The 14803-nt window shown below is 64.5% G+C and carries 16 protein-coding genes; 7 read left to right on the plus strand and 9 right to left on the minus strand.

The window, feature by feature from the left end; translation table 11 throughout:
- Window positions 1-46 precede the first annotated feature (46 nt).
- From tilS to cysS, 4 genes are all read right to left on the minus strand, one after another.
- The gene (gene tilS / locus ABIC76_RS19445) at window positions 47-1465 is read right to left on the minus strand and encodes a tRNA lysidine(34) synthetase TilS (protein ID WP_354534942.1); all 1419 of its coding nucleotides are present in this window, start codon (window positions 1463-1465) and stop codon (window positions 47-49) included.
- Window positions 1434-2402 (minus strand): acetyl-CoA carboxylase carboxyltransferase subunit alpha, encoded by a 969-nt coding sequence (locus ABIC76_RS19450; protein ID WP_027677672.1) that lies wholly within the window; start codon window positions 2400-2402, stop codon window positions 1434-1436. The genes tilS and ABIC76_RS19450 overlap by 32 nt, the downstream gene beginning before the upstream one ends.
- Window positions 2403-2488: 86 nt before the next feature.
- Window positions 2489-3370, minus strand: a complete 882-nt coding sequence (locus ABIC76_RS19455) for a DNA-3-methyladenine glycosylase family protein (RefSeq protein WP_354534943.1) — start codon at window positions 3368-3370, stop codon at window positions 2489-2491.
- Entirely contained in the window at window positions 3355-4746 is a 1392-nt protein-coding gene (gene cysS / locus ABIC76_RS19460) for a cysteine--tRNA ligase (protein ID WP_354534944.1), read from the minus strand. Before cysS ends, ABIC76_RS19455 begins: the two co-directional genes overlap by 16 nt.
- A 253-nt stretch (window positions 4747-4999) precedes the next feature.
- Here cysS and ABIC76_RS19465 point away from each other — a divergent pair, with 253 nt between their 5' ends.
- The 4 genes from ABIC76_RS19465 to ABIC76_RS19480 are packed head-to-tail and all read left to right on the plus strand — an operon-like array spanning window position 5000 to window position 7634.
- The gene (locus ABIC76_RS19465) at window positions 5000-5650 is read left to right on the plus strand and encodes a tetratricopeptide repeat protein (RefSeq protein WP_354534945.1); all 651 of its coding nucleotides are present in this window, start codon (window positions 5000-5002) and stop codon (window positions 5648-5650) included.
- Window positions 5651-5701: 51 nt separating this feature from the next.
- On the plus strand, window positions 5702-6283 hold the full coding sequence (locus tag ABIC76_RS19470) for a peptidylprolyl isomerase (protein WP_102066974.1): 582 nt from the start codon (window positions 5702-5704) through the stop codon (window positions 6281-6283).
- A gap of 29 nt (window positions 6284-6312) precedes the next feature.
- A complete protein-coding gene (locus ABIC76_RS19475) occupies window positions 6313-6819 on the plus strand; it encodes a peptidylprolyl isomerase (protein WP_027677677.1) in 507 nt (168 codons plus the stop codon).
- Entirely contained in the window at window positions 6816-7634 is an 819-nt protein-coding gene (locus ABIC76_RS19480; RefSeq protein ID WP_354534946.1) for a UDP-2,3-diacylglucosamine diphosphatase, read from the plus strand. Before ABIC76_RS19475 ends, ABIC76_RS19480 begins: the two co-directional genes overlap by 4 nt.
- Before the next feature lie 22 nt (window positions 7635-7656).
- Here ABIC76_RS19480 and cysE read toward each other — a convergent pair whose 3' ends face one another.
- Complete coding sequence (gene cysE / locus ABIC76_RS19485) at window positions 7657-8403, minus strand: serine O-acetyltransferase (protein WP_116574831.1); 747 nt, start codon at window positions 8401-8403, stop codon at window positions 7657-7659.
- Between the two features lie 148 nt (window positions 8404-8551).
- A complete protein-coding gene (locus tag ABIC76_RS19490; protein WP_502947870.1) occupies window positions 8552-9436 on the minus strand; it encodes an RNA methyltransferase in 885 nt (294 codons plus the stop codon).
- A 132-nt stretch (window positions 9437-9568) separates the two neighbouring features.
- On the opposite strand from ABIC76_RS19490, the gene ABIC76_RS19495 reads away from it, so the two are divergent.
- Entirely contained in the window at window positions 9569-10381 is an 813-nt protein-coding gene (locus ABIC76_RS19495; protein ID WP_012435285.1) for an inositol monophosphatase family protein, read from the plus strand.
- Between the two features lie 70 nt (window positions 10382-10451).
- Here the strand turns inward: ABIC76_RS19495 and ABIC76_RS19500 are convergent, their stop codons facing one another.
- Both ABIC76_RS19500 and ABIC76_RS19505 read right to left on the minus strand, forming a co-directional pair.
- Complete coding sequence (locus ABIC76_RS19500; protein WP_102066970.1) at window positions 10452-10910, minus strand: DUF2846 domain-containing protein; 459 nt, start codon at window positions 10908-10910, stop codon at window positions 10452-10454.
- A complete protein-coding gene (locus ABIC76_RS19505; RefSeq protein WP_502947871.1) occupies window positions 10907-11302 on the minus strand; it encodes a hypothetical protein in 396 nt (131 codons plus the stop codon). The genes ABIC76_RS19500 and ABIC76_RS19505 overlap by 4 nt, the downstream gene beginning before the upstream one ends.
- A 299-nt stretch (window positions 11303-11601) precedes the next feature.
- Here ABIC76_RS19505 and ABIC76_RS19510 point away from each other — a divergent pair, with 299 nt between their 5' ends.
- Window positions 11602-12306, plus strand: coding sequence for a glutamine amidotransferase (locus tag ABIC76_RS19510; protein WP_354534949.1), 705 nt, complete (start codon window positions 11602-11604; stop codon window positions 12304-12306).
- Window positions 12303-13007: an MOSC domain-containing protein gene (locus tag ABIC76_RS19515; protein WP_354534950.1), complete on the plus strand. Its 705-nt coding sequence runs from the start codon at window positions 12303-12305 to the stop codon at window positions 13005-13007. The genes ABIC76_RS19510 and ABIC76_RS19515 overlap by 4 nt, the downstream gene beginning before the upstream one ends.
- A 12-nt stretch (window positions 13008-13019) precedes the next feature.
- Here ABIC76_RS19515 and ABIC76_RS19520 read toward each other — a convergent pair whose 3' ends face one another.
- Window positions 13020-14792 carry a methyl-accepting chemotaxis protein gene (locus tag ABIC76_RS19520; RefSeq protein ID WP_354534951.1) on the minus strand — a complete coding sequence of 591 codons (1773 nt, stop codon included), beginning with the start codon at window positions 14790-14792 and terminating at the stop codon, window positions 13020-13022.
- Between the last annotated feature and the right edge of the window lie 11 nt (window positions 14793-14803).

Here is a 14803-nt window from a genome sequence, read left to right on the forward strand (position 1 = left end):
AGCAATTTGCATCGATCGGCAAGCAAATCACCGGTGACGAAGTGTGTCAGAGCGCACCTTGGCCGCCAGCCAGCCACGTGATCTGCCAACCCGCGCCGCTATGCACGGCCGCTCGGTTCATTCCAAGCCCGGCTGCGAACACCAGCATTTCGCCTGCATAAAGCAGCGGCAAGCGCTCGCGCTCCCAAGCCGGAATGCCGGCCTCCTGATAGGCCTGTTTGAGCGCGCGGGACGGCGCGCCGGTGCGCAGCACGATGCGCTCCCCGCCACGGCGAGGAACCAGCGACAGCGGCGCTTGCAAGGTTTGGGCGGCAACACCGTCGCTTGCTACGGGCGCAAACAAGAGCGTCCCGCCCCACGCGCCCAACGTCACGCGCTGCTCGGCCAGATGCGCGGGCTCGAACAGCGCCGCTCCGATGGCGACAGTGCGCGGCTCGGGGGCATCATTGGCGCCGGCGTCGAACCATGCAATGCCGCGATAGCGCCTGACCTGCCCCGACGGTAATTCAATGCGCAGCGCGCCGTCATCTCGCGCGTCGATGAGCTGCGTACGCAAATCTTCGAGACGTCGACTTGGCAGCGCACGCATGCCCGCCTCGGCCAACCACGCACGCAGCACCGCACGCTGGCGCGGCACGGACAGCGCGTTCAGCGCCGCCACGTTCAGTTCATTCGCCGACGCGATTTGGGTCAAGTCCGCCTGCGCAATCTCGTCGACCAACGCAGCCGCATCCGCCAGATGTGCCGCGCTGCGCGAGAGCGCCTCGCGATACGCAGGGAAATGATCCGCCATGCCCGCGAGCAGTGGACGCAATGCATTGCGGGCGTAGCGTGCATCGCTGTTGGACGGATCTTCGACCCAGCTGAGCGCGTGAGCATGTGCGTACAGCTCGATCTCGCTGCGCGGTGCATCGACCCATGGACGCAGCAGCGTGACCGCACCCGCCCGCGCCATCGGCATGGCGGCCAGGCCATCGAGACCTGCACCGCGCATCAATTGCAGCAGCACCGTTTCCGCCTGGTCATCCTGATGATGTGCCGTCAGCAGAATGGAGGCGCCCGTCTCCGTGCAGAGCGCTTCGAGCGCTGCGTAACGGGCTTCGCGCGCCGCCTCTTCAACGCCCCGCCCCGCATCGACCGCTACATGGACGCGGCGCGCATGAAACGCCACGCCGGCCGCTTCGGCCATGCGCTTGCACGCGCATTCCCAGACATCGGCGTCGGCATGCAGGCCATGGTGAATATGGAGCGCCACGAGCTGCACGCGGGCGCCCGCGTCGCGCCACGCGGCACACGCGTGCAGGAGCGCCGCGGAATCCCGCCCGCCTGACAGGGCAATCGCCACAGTCGGCGGCTCAGCGTCCCCAGAAACAACGAAGGCCGCACACGCGGCAACGCGTTGTGCGACCTTGTTGACGAGATCAGCCGACGAATCAGCGACCGTCGGTTTCCTTGAACTTGCCATAAGCCATCAGGCGCTCGTGACGGCGCGCCTGGAGTTCCGACGTCTTCATGCCCTGGAACTGACGCAGCGATTCGGCCAGCGCGCGCTTGAGCATCGTCGCCATGCCCTTCGGATCACGGTGTGCGCCACCCAGCGGCTCGTTGACGATCTTGTCGATCAGGCCGAGCGCCTTCAGACGATGCGCCGTCAGGCCCAGTGCCTCGGCGGCTTCGGGCGCCTTTTCTGCGGTCTTCCACAGGATCGACGCGCAACCTTCCGGCGAGATCACCGCGTAGGTGGCGAACTGCAGCATGATCACGGAGTCACCCATGGCGATGGCCAGTGCGCCACCCGAACCGCCTTCACCGATGATGGTGGCGATCAGGGGCACCTTCAGGCCGGCCATCACAAACAGGTTGTGGCCGATGGCTTCGGATTGGCCGCGCTCTTCCGCATCGATGCCCGGGAATGCGCCCGGCGTATCGACAAACGTGAAGATCGGCAGGCCGAACTTGTCCGCCAGCTCCATCAGGCGCTTGGCCTTGCGGTAGCCCTCGGGCTTGGACATGCCGAAGTTGCGCAGCGCGCGCTCCTTCGTATCGCGGCCCTTCTGGTGACCGATCACCATGCAAGCCTGGCCGTTGAAGCGCGCCAGACCGCCCACGATCGACAGGTCGTCGGCAAAGGTGCGGTCGCCGTGCAGTTCGTGGAAGTCGGTGAAGATCTCGCGAACGTAATCGAGCGTGTACGGACGCTGCGGGTGCCGGGCGATCTGCGCGACCTGCCATGGCGTCAGGTTGGCGTACAGGTCTTTGGTGAGCTGTTGGCTCTTGGAAGCCAGGCGGGAAATTTCTTCAGAAATGTCGACAGCGGAATCGTCTTGTACGAAGCGAAGTTCTTCGATCTTCGCCTCAAGTTCTGCGATCGGCTGCTCGAACTCCAGGAAGGTTGTTTTCATGGATCTTCTGAAAGGCTCTTGAAGGCGCGCATTCTACCGGATTTTGACCGCCCGGCGACGCGCTCCGTTTCATCGAAATGAACAGATCAATAGGTGGTTGCCGTGTCTAGGCTGCGCCACATATACCACGTGGCCACGGTGCGCCACGGTTCCCAGTTGGCGGCCACTTCGCGCGCTTCGCTGCGAGTGACGGGTTCGCCACTGAAATAATTTTGTGAAATCGCGTTGATGAGCCCGATGTCGTCCAGCGGCAGCACATTCGGGCGCATCAGGTTGAACATCAAGAACATCTCCGCGGTCCACCGGCCGATGCCGCGAATCTGCGTCAGTTCGGCAATCACATCCTCGTCTTCCATCTCGGCCCACTTCGCGACGTGTACGGTGCCGTTGCGAAAGTGATCGGCGAGATCAAGGATGTACTCGGCCTTTCGCTTCGAGAGACCGCAGCCCGCCAGCTTCTCTTGACCGGCACGCAGGAATTGGGCGGGCACCAGCTTGGGGCACACGGCCACCACACGCTCCCACACCGATTGCGCCGCCTTGACCGAAATCTGCTGACCGACAATCGAGCGCGCCAGGGTGACGAACGGGTCGCCACGCGAAGCCAAGTGCGCCGGCCCGTAGGTCGGGATGATCTTGCGCAGGATGCGGTCGCGCTTCATCAAGTCTGCGCAAGCTTCTTGCCAATACTCCGGTGGGCCCGACAGCACCACTTCTGCCGGCACCGGCAACGTCTCGCTGGCGGCGAGCGTTTCTGGCAGCGGCACCTTGCTCGCAGGCGCGCGCTTGGCGGGAGCCTTGGCCACCTTAACCGCGCTCTTGGCGGCGAACGTCTTGCTTGCTACGCCGTCGACTTTCTTGGCGGCCGCTTTCTTCGCAGCCGGCACCTTTACCGCGGGTGTTTTCTTGGCGGCGGCGCTGCGCGTTACGCTGGCTTTCTTGGCCACCGCGTTCATGCGCGTCTCCATTCGGTCACGCCACCCGGCTTGTCTTCCAGGACGATGCCCGCGGCCAGCAGATCGGCACGGATTGCATCAGCGCGGGCGAAATCGCGAGCGGCCTTGGCGGCGCGACGCTCTTCGATACGCGCTTCCACCTCTGCCGCGTCCACACCGTCGGCCGACACACCGCCCTGCAGGAAGACGTGCGGATCGCGGCCCAGCAGACCCATTACGCCGGCCAGCGCCGCCAGCTGGCTGGCCAACTCCGCCGAGCGCGTCTTGTTCACTTCGCTCGCCAGTTCAAACAGCACGGCCACTGCGACCGGCGTATTGAAGTCGTCGTTCATCGCCTCCAGGAAGCGCTTGCCGTGTGACTCGTTCCAATCGGGCTTGGCACCCGCCGCGGCCGGCACATCCTTGAGCGCCGTGTACAAACGCGTGAGCGCATGGCGCGCATCGTCGAGATGGGCGTCGCTGTAATTCAGGTCACTGCGATAGTGCGAGCGCAGGATGAAGAAACGCACGACCTCTGCGTCGTACACCTTCAGCACATCGCGGATGGTGAAGAAGTTGCCGAGCGATTTCGACATCTTCTCGTCATTCACACGGACGAAGCCGTTGTGCATCCAGGTGTTGACAAACGTCTTGCCGGTCGCGCCCTCGGACTGCGCAATTTCGTTCTCGTGATGCGGGAACTGCAGATCGGCGCCACCGCCGTGCAGGTCGAAATGCTCGCCCAGCAGCTCGCAGCTCATCGCCGAGCACTCGATATGCCAGCCCGGGCGGCCCTCGCCCCACGGCGACGCCCAACGCGACTCGGCGGGCTCGTCCACCTTGGCGGACTTCCACAGCACGAAGTCGAGCGGATCCTGCTTGGCATCGTTGGCGGCCACGCGCTCGCCCGCACGCAGGTCTTCGAGCGACTTGCCGGACAGCTTGCCGTAACCGGGGAACTTGCGGACCGCGTAGTTCACGTCGCCGTCGGTGGCCTGATAGGCGAGGCCGTTCGTCTGCAACCTGCCGATCATGTTCAGCATCTGCGGCACGTATTCGGTGGCGCGGGGCTCATGGTCGGGGCGCTGCACGCCAAGTGCATCGGCGTCTTCATGCATGGCAGCGATGAAGCGGCCCGTCAGCGCACTCATCGTCTCGCCGTTCTCGACTGCACGCTTGATGATCTTGTCGTCGATGTCGGTGATGTTGCGCACGTAGGTCACCTCGTAACCTGACGCGCGCAGCCAGCGCTGCACCATATCGAACACCACCATGACCCGCGCATGCCCCACGTGACAGTAGTCGTACACCGTCATCCCGCACACGTACATGCGCACGCGGCCGGGCTCGATGGGGACGAACGTCTGTTTCTCACGCGCGAGCGTGTTGTAGATCTTGAGTGATTCCATGAAGCGGTGTCGGGAGACTCAGCGCGCCGCGCATGCGAGGTACAACGTTGCGGGCGGACTAAATTGGAGGCAATCGGCGCCGGCGAGGCGCCTGCAAAACTAGCGGCATATCTTACCGGAACTGCGCTGACGGGACCGCCTGCCAGTGTGCCTGGCATGCTCCCCGTCAAGAACCTTTCCTGGCGCGCACGGCCGCTGCTGCGCACAAAGACGGTTTGTTAGAATGCGGCGGAGTATAACGGAACCGATTCTCATGAACAGACCGCTGCGTCAGACCGCTGCAACCCTGGCTAGCCTGCTTGCCATCTCGGCAGCACCGGCCTTTGCCCAGACCGCCGGCTTTGCCTTGCCGGCCGATTTGATGCCCAGCACTCAGCAAGCGCCCGAGGTGGCACGCCAGAAGCGCATCGACGACGCGTTGGCCAAGAAGCAATACGCCGAGGCGCTGACCGAGCTGGACAAGGATGTCGCCTCTCAGCCGCGCAACGCGCAGGCACGCTTCCAACGCGGTGTCGCACTTGCCGGCCTGGGCCGCGCAGACGACGCGATCGTCGCCTTCAGCCAGATGACGCAGGACTTCCCGGAACTGCCAGAGCCGTACATCAACCTGGCCGCGCTGTATGCCGAGCGGGGCGAACTCCTTCGTGCACGTGACAGCCTGATCATGGCGAACCGCGTGGCGCCGGAAAATGCGCTGGCGCAATCCAATCTGGGCGATGTCTACGTTCGCCTGGCCGCGCAGTCGTACCAAAGCGCCATCAAGCTGAACCCGAAGAACGCTACCGCGCGTGCACGCCTGGATGCCTTGCCCGATCTGCCGGGCGTACGCCCTGCGTCGAAACCCGCCATGACCACGCTGCCCGCAGCCAGCGGCGTGAGCGCCAAGCCGGCCAAGCGTCAATAAGAAGACGCGGCCGATCCTGCTTTTCCCACCCCAAGTTCTCTCTCGCTGACCATGCTCCGTATTCGCTCTCTCTTTGCCGGACTCGTGTGTGCACTCGCCGTAACGGCCACCGCCGCCACGGCAGCCACCGCGTCTGCGCCGCGCGTGCAGTTCAAGACGTCGATGGGCAACTTCACCGTTGAGGTGTATCCGGACAAGGCACCGAAGACGGTCGCCAACTTCCTTCAGTATGTGAAGGACGGTTTCTACAAGGGCACGATCTTTCACCGGGTGATGGACGGCTTCATGATCCAAGGCGGCGGCTTCACGCCCGACATGAAGCAGAAGGACACCCGCCCGCCGGTCGAAATCGAATCGAAGAACGGCCTGAAGAACGACAAGTACACGATCGCCATGGCGCGCACCATGGACCCGAACTCGGCCACCGCGCAGTTCTATGTGAACGTGGTCGACAACAACATGCTGAACTACCCTGGTCAGGACGGTTACGGCTATACCGTCTTCGGCAAGGTCGTCGAGGGCACCGACACCATCGACAAGATCAAGGCGGTGGAAACCACCACCAAGTTCCCGCACCAGAACGTGCCCGTGAAGCCGATCTTGATTGAATCGGCCACCGTCGTCTCCAAGTAACGCTTTTTGCCCTACCCAAGGAATCCACCATGACCCAAGTCAAGCTGCACACCAACCACGGCGACATCACCCTGGCCCTGGACGCCGAGAAGGCACCGAAGTCGGTTGCCAACTTCGTCTCCTATGTGAAGGATGGCCACTACAACGGCACGGTGTTCCACCGCGTCATCAAGGGCTTCATGATCCAGGGCGGCGGCTTCGAGCCGGGCGAGAAGATGAACCAGAAGCCCACGAAGGCTCCGATCGACAACGAAGCCAACAACGGCCTGAAGAACGAACGCGGCGCCATTGCCATGGCACGTACCAACGATCCGCACTCGGCCACGGCCCAGTTCTTCATCAACACGGTCGACAACGACTTCCTGAACCACACGTCGCCGACGCCGCAAGGCTGGGGCTACGCCGTGTTCGGCAAGGTGACCGAAGGCATGGACGTGGTCGACAAGATCCGCTCGGTGCGCACGGGCAACCGTGGCTTCCACCAGGACGTGCCGATGGAAGACGTCATCATCGAAAGCGCTGAAGTGATCGAATGATCGACGCAGCGCACGCCGCACAGGCCTCCGCGCTGAAGACACCGGTCCGGGTTTCCGGGCCGGTGTTTTTTATTTCGGATCTGCACCTCACGGCCAGCATGCCGGCCACGGCCGCCGCGTTCGAGCGCTTCCTGCGCACGCGCGCCCGCGAGGCACGCACGCTCGTCATCCTGGGTGACTTCTTCGAGTACTGGGTCGGCGATGAAGAACTGGCTGATCCGTTCCATCAGCACATCGCCCACCTGCTTGCCGAACTCGCTGCGGCCGGCACGCGCGTGCTGTTCATGCACGGCAATCGGGACTTCCTGCTCGGCAAGCGTTTTCTGAAGGCTGCGCAGGCCACGCTGCTGCCCGACCCCTCCCTCCTCGAAGCGGACGATGGCCGGCGCATCGTGCTTGCGCACGGCGACGCCCTCTGCACGCGCGACACGGCGTACATGCGCTTCCGCCACTGGACGCGCAAACGCTGGGTGCAGTCGATATTCCTGGCGATGCCGCTGCGCTGGCGGCTGAAGATCGCGCAGAAGATGCGCGCCGACAGCGAGGCCGGCCGCGCCATGTCCGCCAATGTCGCCGGTGAGCCCCGTGCTGCAGCGATGATGGGCGACGTTGCACCCGAAGCGGTGGATGCGCTGCTCAAGGCATCGGGCACGTCCACGCTGATTCACGGCCACACGCACCGCCCGCAACTGCATCACGAGCTGAGCGGTGACCGCTGGGTTCTTTCCGACTGGGATTTCGATCAGGCGCAGCCGCGCGGCAGCTTCCTCAAACTGCAGGACGGCGCGCTCACGGTCGAGCCCGTGACGGCCTGACCTGCCGGCGCGCGCCCGCCGCTTACTTGAGCATCCGCTTCAGTTGGCTTGCGTCGAAGGGATCGTTCGGCGAGTTCTCCAGGTGCGCGCCGAGGCGATCCAACGCAGAAAGAATCGACTCGATGCGCTCCTGCTGAAGCTCGCTGTGGTCGATCAACCGCTTGAGCGCCAGCGATACCGGATCGTCCGCATCCGGCGTAATGCCATACGCGGAAAACTCCTGCTTGAGCGCAGACTGGGCTTCGGTCGCCACATCGCGTTCGATGATGCGCGCCGGAATGCCAACCGCTGTTGCCCCCGGCGGCACCGGTTTGAGGACGACCGCGTTGGAGCCAACGCGCGCGCCGTCTCCGATGACAAAGCCGCCGAGCACCTTGGCACCCGCACTGACTACCACGCCCTTGCCGAGCGTCGGATGCCGCTTGGCGCCTTTGTAGAGCGACGTGCCACCGAGCGTCACACCTTGGTAGATCGTGCAGTCGTCACCGATCTCGGCCGTCTCGCCAATCACGACACCCATGCCGTGGTCGATGAACACACGCCGGCCGACCGTCGCGCCGGGATGAATCTCGATGCCGGTGAGAAAGCGCCCGAGGTGCGAGAACCATCGCCCCAGCCACCGGAAGCCGCCGTGCCAACACGCATGCGCGACCCGATGGACGATGATGGCGTGCAGACCTGGGTAGCAGGTCAGCACTTCCCAGCGGCTGCGTGCGGCCGGGTCTCGCTCCATGATGGCGCCGATATCTTCGCGAATGCGTGTGAACATCTTGAGGTGTGTGGATTGTTATATCTATATGCGCGATGCGCTGAGGGCAGTGTAAGGCATTGCCTTACCGCGCCGCGGCAAGGGTTTTAACCAGACATGCAGGAAATGCCGCCCTGCTGGATCCGCCAGGAGGCAGCTTTCTGGGCAATCAGCGACAGTCGTCGGCGGCGCCGGTGGGCGGCGTGGTAGCTTCGGCACGGCGGCCGAGCATGCGCTTGGCGATCCCGCGCAGGATGTTGACCTCTTCGGTCTCCAGCTGCGTGCGGGCGAACAGACGCCGCAGGCGCGGCATCAGCTTTTTCGGCTGGGCCGGGTCGAGAAAGCCGATCTCGACCAAGCCCTGCTCCAGATGTTCGAACATGCCGTCGATCTGCTCGGCCGTGGCTGGCTCGCCGACAAAGCCGACGCCTTCCATGCGCGTGTCGCCCGTGCCGGTGCCGGCCAGCAGCGCCATCCGCACCTCGTACGCAATCAACTGCACCGCCTGCGACAGGTTCAGCGAGGCATACGCCGGGTTGGCCGGAATATGGGTGACGACGTGGCAGCGCTCCACCACCTCGTTGGGCAAGCCGAATCGCTCGTTGCCGAAGACGAAGGCGATGGTGGCGTCCGGTGCGGCCAGCAATGCGGCCACTTCTTCTGCCGCAGCACGCGGGCCGATGCGGCGCGGACCGAATTCGCGCGGGCGGGCCGTCAGCGCAATGGTGAGCGAGGCGCCGGCCAGCGCTTCGCCAATGTCGTCAACCACGCGGGCCGCGGCCAGCACGTCATCGGCGCCGCTTGCCATGGCAACGGCATCGGCGTGGCGTTGGGCGTCGGCCTCGCGCGGGCGGACGAGCACGAAGCTGCCGGGCTCGCTAAAGCCCATCGTCTTGAGCGCACGTGCCGTGGAGCCGACATTGCCGGGGTGGCTGGTCTCGACCAGCACGAAACGGCACCGGGCGGCGCGCTGGCGCAGCGTTTCCGGGTCGGCGGGGGTGGTGTTCGGGGTGCTCATTGGCGCAATTCGCGGGGCGCCGGAGGCGGGGTTCATATACAATACGGCCACTCTTTTGACGGCGGGCAGGATCGCGAGATTGGCCCGCCGCTCGTTCTTCTACAATTCGTTGTGTTGTTTCGCCTGCGGCCGCTTCCGAAAAATCGGCGCCAGGCGCGGAGATCCCACATGCATCCGATGCTCAATATCGCCGTCCGGGCTGCTCGCAAGGCCGGCACCGTCATCAACCGCGCGTCCTTCGACGTCGATAGCCTGCGCACCGAGCGCAAACAACACAACGATTTCGTCACCGAAGTCGACCGCGCAGCTGAAGCGGCGATCATCGAAGTCATCAAGACTGCCTACCCCGATCACGCGATTCTAGCGGAAGAGTCCGGGCAATCCTGGGCCGACGGCGAAACCGCCAGCGAAAACGTCTGGGTGATCGACCCGCTCGACGGCACGACCAACTTCATCCACGGCTTTCCGCAATATGGTGTGTCGATCGCGCTGATGCAGCGTGGCGTCGTCACGCAGGCCGTGGTGTACGACCCAACGCGCGACGAACTCTTCACCGCCTCCAAGGGCGCCGGCGCGTTCCTGAACAACCGCCGCATCCGCGTCACGCGCCGCGACAAGCTGGCTGACTGCCTGATCGGCACCGGCTTCCCCTACCGCGACCTCGAGGGTCTGTACGACTACACCCGCCTGTTTGCGACCATGACGGAAAACTGTGCCGGCCTGCGTCGCCCCGGCGCCGCCGCGCTGGACCTCGCCTACGTCGCCTGCGGCCGCCTCGACGGCTTCTTCGAGCAAGGCCTGAGCAAGTGGGACATGGCCGCTGGCTCGCTGCTCGTGACGGAATCGGGCGGCCTGGTGGGCAATTACACCGGCGAATCGGGCTATCTGGACCAAGGTGAAATCCTGGCCGGCAACCCGAAGGCTTTCGTGCAGATGATCAAGATCACCTCGCCGTTCTCGCGATCGAAGGCTGAAGCTTGATTGCGGCGCTGTGCCAGTAGCCGCCAACAAAGAAAGCCCGCTTTATGCGGGCTTTTTCACGTCTCGGAGCTTACTTCTTGGCAACCGGCGGCTCGTTGGGCGCGAAGCTCAATGAGGGCAGTTCGGCCTGCGCCTTTTCCGGCGTTTCAAGCTCGGGCACCACGCGGCCGACAATCAGACCCAGGGACGGCGACGTGCGCACGTACTTTGTCTCGCCGGCGTCCAGCGCGAAGCTCAGCGTCTTCTCGGTCTCGGTGGCCGTTGACACGACATACTTGCCGGCCGGACGGTCAACGTAGAAGAAGCCGCCCGGTTTGGATTGGCCAACCACTTCGCTGTTCAGCTTGATGTCCGGCTGCAGTGCCGCGCCAATCAGCGACGACGAGCGGAAGAAGTACACGCGCCCCTGATCTTGCTTGACCGTCGGAATCGACGAGGCCATTTCGGAATACTTCACGCCCGACGCGCAACCCGCCATCAGAACCGTGACACCGATGGCCGAAGCCAATGCGCGCAAAACTCCCTTCATTGTGATTCTCCTGTTGTGATGGATACAGCGGTGGAAAGCGGGGAGTACGCCTGCTCGCCGGGCAGGTAAAACCCGACCAGGCGTTGACCGGCGATCACGAGATAGGCCTCGTGGACCTGACGGCCTTCAATCGTGAAGATCGTGCCGACCGGGCGATAGACAGCGCCTTGCGACAGCGTTCCCACGCGCTGCCAGCTGGAGCCGGCCGCAAGCGTGCGCGTATAGCCGGTCTCCAGGCGTATCTCGGTTGACGATTTCAATTGCATGCGCGACGAGCCTGTCGCGTTGTCGATGGCCAGCGTGGCCGGAGCGGTGGACACCATCGGCGCGCATGCGCCCAGGCAAGCCGCGGCAATGCACGCCACAGCCCAATGCAGCATTGGCTTCTGCACAACTCCCTCCAGAATCTTTTTATCGGTACCGAGGCGGCACTCTGTGGGAAGCGATCTTAATGAGATGACGCGAAACTGACATCCCCTCGAACCGGCTTTTTCGTGGGGAGTGCAATGCACATTGCTAACAACCGATATAAGCAACGTTTAGCTGACGTGTTCGGCAGCACGTTCGCCAGCGGTGGTGCGCGCCGGCGCTCAGCGAGCGCCTCCCGCAACAATCCCCCGCAAACCGCACGGGTTTTGCGTGCCGCGTCCCTCATTCACAATGAGCCTCCGCCCTCAACGCCATCGCCGCCATGAAGACCGCCCTCGCCCTGCGCCACGTTCCATTCGAGCACCTTGGCATCCTGCAGCCACTGCTGGAAACGCGCGGCTACACGGTGCGCACCGTTGACGTGGGCGTGCAGCCGGTGCCGACCGACGACATGGTGGATGCCGATCTGTTGATCGTGCTAGGCGGGCCCATCGGCGCGTATGACGATGCGACGTATCCGTTCGTACGCGATGAAGCCGCCGCTATTGCGCAGCGGCTGACCGCCCGCAAGCCGCTGCTGGGCATCTGCCTCGGCGCCCAGCTGATCGCACGGGCGCTGGGTGCGGCAGTCAAGCCGATGGGCATGAAGGAGATCGGCTTTGCGCCCGTGACGCTCACAGCCGACGGCGCAGACTCGCCGCTCGCGCCGCTGGCCGACGGCACGCCGGTGCTGCACTGGCATGGCGACCGATACGATTTGCCGCCCGGCGCGCGACGGCTGGCGTTCACGGAAATCTGTGCCGAGCAGGCTTTCGCCATCGGCAACCACGCGCTCGCGCTGCAATTCCACCTGGAGGCAAATCTGGAGGAGCTGGAAGCCTGGCTGATCGGGCATGCTGCGGAACTCGGCGCAGCGGGTATCGACCCGCGCGGGTTGCGAGCACAGGCGCCCGCGGTGGCGCAACACCTGTCGCAACGTGCGCGCGAGGTCTTCGCTGCCTGGCTCGACCGCGTGGAGGCCGCATGACGCTGCCCGGCCCCATCCGCATCGAGACCCTCCTCGCCGGACGCGCGGTCGACTACACGCGCCCAGGTTCACGCAGCGCCATCGACAAGCGCCCCGTACGCGACACAGTGGAAGTCGGCATCAACGGCATCGTGGGCGACGAGCAAGGCGACTTGCGTGTGCACGGCGGCCCTGACAAGGCGATTCATCACTATCCGTTCGACCACTACGCGGCCTGGCCAGCGGATATCGGCGCGCAGCCCGTGCTTGCACAGCCCGGCGCGTTTGGCGAGAACGTGAGCACTACCGGCATCACCGAAGCGGACATCTGCGTGGGCGATCGTCTGCGCGCGGGCAGTGTGATGCTGGAAGTGTCGCAACTGCGCCAGCCGTGCTGGAAGCTCAACGACCGTTTCAACACGCGCGACATGGCGCGCCGCGTGCAACACACGGGCCGCACGGGCTGGTATTACCGCGTTTTGGAAGGCGGCACGCTGCGCGCCGGCGATACGCTCCAATGGCTCGAGCGCCCGTGGCCACAATGGCCGCTGTCGCGCGTGCTGGATGTGCTTTACCGCAACATGCTCGACCGTGCAGCGCTGGCTGACATGCTGAGGCTGCCGCTCACGCCGTCGTGGCGCAAGCTGGTGGAAGGTCGCCTTGCGCGTGGCGAGGTGGAAAGCTGGGCCAAACGTATCGATGGCCCAGCGCTCGAAGCTTGAGTTCTCAACCGATCAGAACGTTTCCCAATCGGCGTCGGAACCACCGCCGGCCACAGCCAGCGGTTGCTTGCGTGCGGGAGCGGCAGCAGCGACGGGCGCCGACGCCTGAGTTGCCGTCTTCGCTTCACGCTTGCGCAGCGCGACACGTGCGGGCTTGGCTGCGCTGACCGGCTTGGCAGCAGCCTTCGCCGGCTTCTGCGCGGCGACCGCGGCGGTCTCTGCACCATCCAGCCGGAACTGCGACACCACCTGCGTGAGGTTCTGCGCCTGTTCTTCCAGCGATTGCGCGGCAGCCGCCGCCTGTTCGACCAGAGCAGCGTTCTGCTGCGTCACCTGCTCCATTTCCGTCACAGCCTGGCCGATCTGCAGGATGCCCTGCGTCTGCTCGGCCGAAGCGGAAGCAATGTCTTCAACGATATTGGCCACGCGGCGCACGGCTTCCACCGTCTCGGAGATGGTCTCGCCGGCTTGCGCCACCTGCGAGTGCCCCGCTTGAACGCGCGACACCGAATCGTCGATCAGCGTCTTGATTTCCTTGGCGGCAGCAGCGCTGCGCTGCGCCAGCGCGCGCACCTCGCCGGCCACCACGGCAAAACCGCGGCCCTGCTCGCCGGCGCGGGCCGCTTCCACTGCCGCATTCAGGGCGAGGATGTTGGTCTGGAAGGCAATGCCGTCAATCACGCCGATGATGTCGGCCATCTTGCGCGAGCCCGCGCTGATGTCGTCCATGGTGGCTACCACGCCGCGCACCACCTCGCCGCCGCGCGAAGCCAGCTCTGCCGCATTCGACGCCAGCGCGCTGGCCTGGCGGGCATTCTCGGAATTGTTGGTGACGGTGGAGGTCATCTGCTCCATGCTCGCGGCCGTCTTCTCCAGCGAAGCCGACTGCTGCTCGGTACGCGTGGACAGATCGAGGTTGCCGCTGGCGATTTCGTGCGCGCCGGTGTTGACCGAATCCGAGCTGTTGCGCACCTGGCGCACGGTGTTCACCAGGCTCTCGCGCATGCGGCCCACTGCAGCCAACAGGCGGCCGAGTTCATTGCGGCCACCCGTTCTGACGTGCACGGCCAGATCGCCCTCGGCCACGCGGCTGAGCACGGCGACGGCTTCGTTAAGCGGGGTGATCACGAAGGCCTTGAGACCGTAAAACACCGCCACGATCAACGCGAGCGCCATGGCGATGCCGAGTGCCACGAACTTCAGGATCGTTTCGTAACGCGCACGGCCGTCGTCGGCCTCGTCCTTGGCCAACTTCTTGACGAGCTGCTGGAAATTCTCGATCTGCACCGACCACGCGGCGCCGGTATCGGTCACGTCCTTGTAGTTGAGCTGCGCATATGCGGCGGCATCGCCGGCGCGCAACGCCGTCAAGGCGCGCTGCACGGCTTCGATGTGCGTCTGTGCGGCCTGGACGATCGCCTGGCGCAGCGACTCGTCGACCCCTTCAATGCGTGGCGCATTCTTGAAGGCTTCCACCTGCTCGATGGCCTTCTTCAGGCCTTTCTCCGAACTGGCAAGCGCCGCCGTCTTGGCAGCATCGTCCATGCTTTCACGCAGGACGCTGTACAGGCGTGACATGCCGGTGCGTGCGCGCTGCATGTCCTTGTACGCGTCGTTCAGCAGCATGCTGCGGTCGGAAATCTCATGCACACGCTCAGTCGCGGCGTTGGTAGTACGCAGCGCCAGCACACCCACCGCCGCCCCGACCACAATCATCAGTGCAAAGGTGATCAGAATCGCCAGCAGTCCAGCGCGCACGCTGGTGTTCTTCAAAACGCGGTCCATCTTGTCTCCGG

Source organism: Ralstonia sp. 1138 (genome assembly GCF_040544795.1).
Classification (GTDB): Bacteria; Pseudomonadota; Gammaproteobacteria; order Burkholderiales; family Burkholderiaceae; genus Ralstonia; species Ralstonia flatus.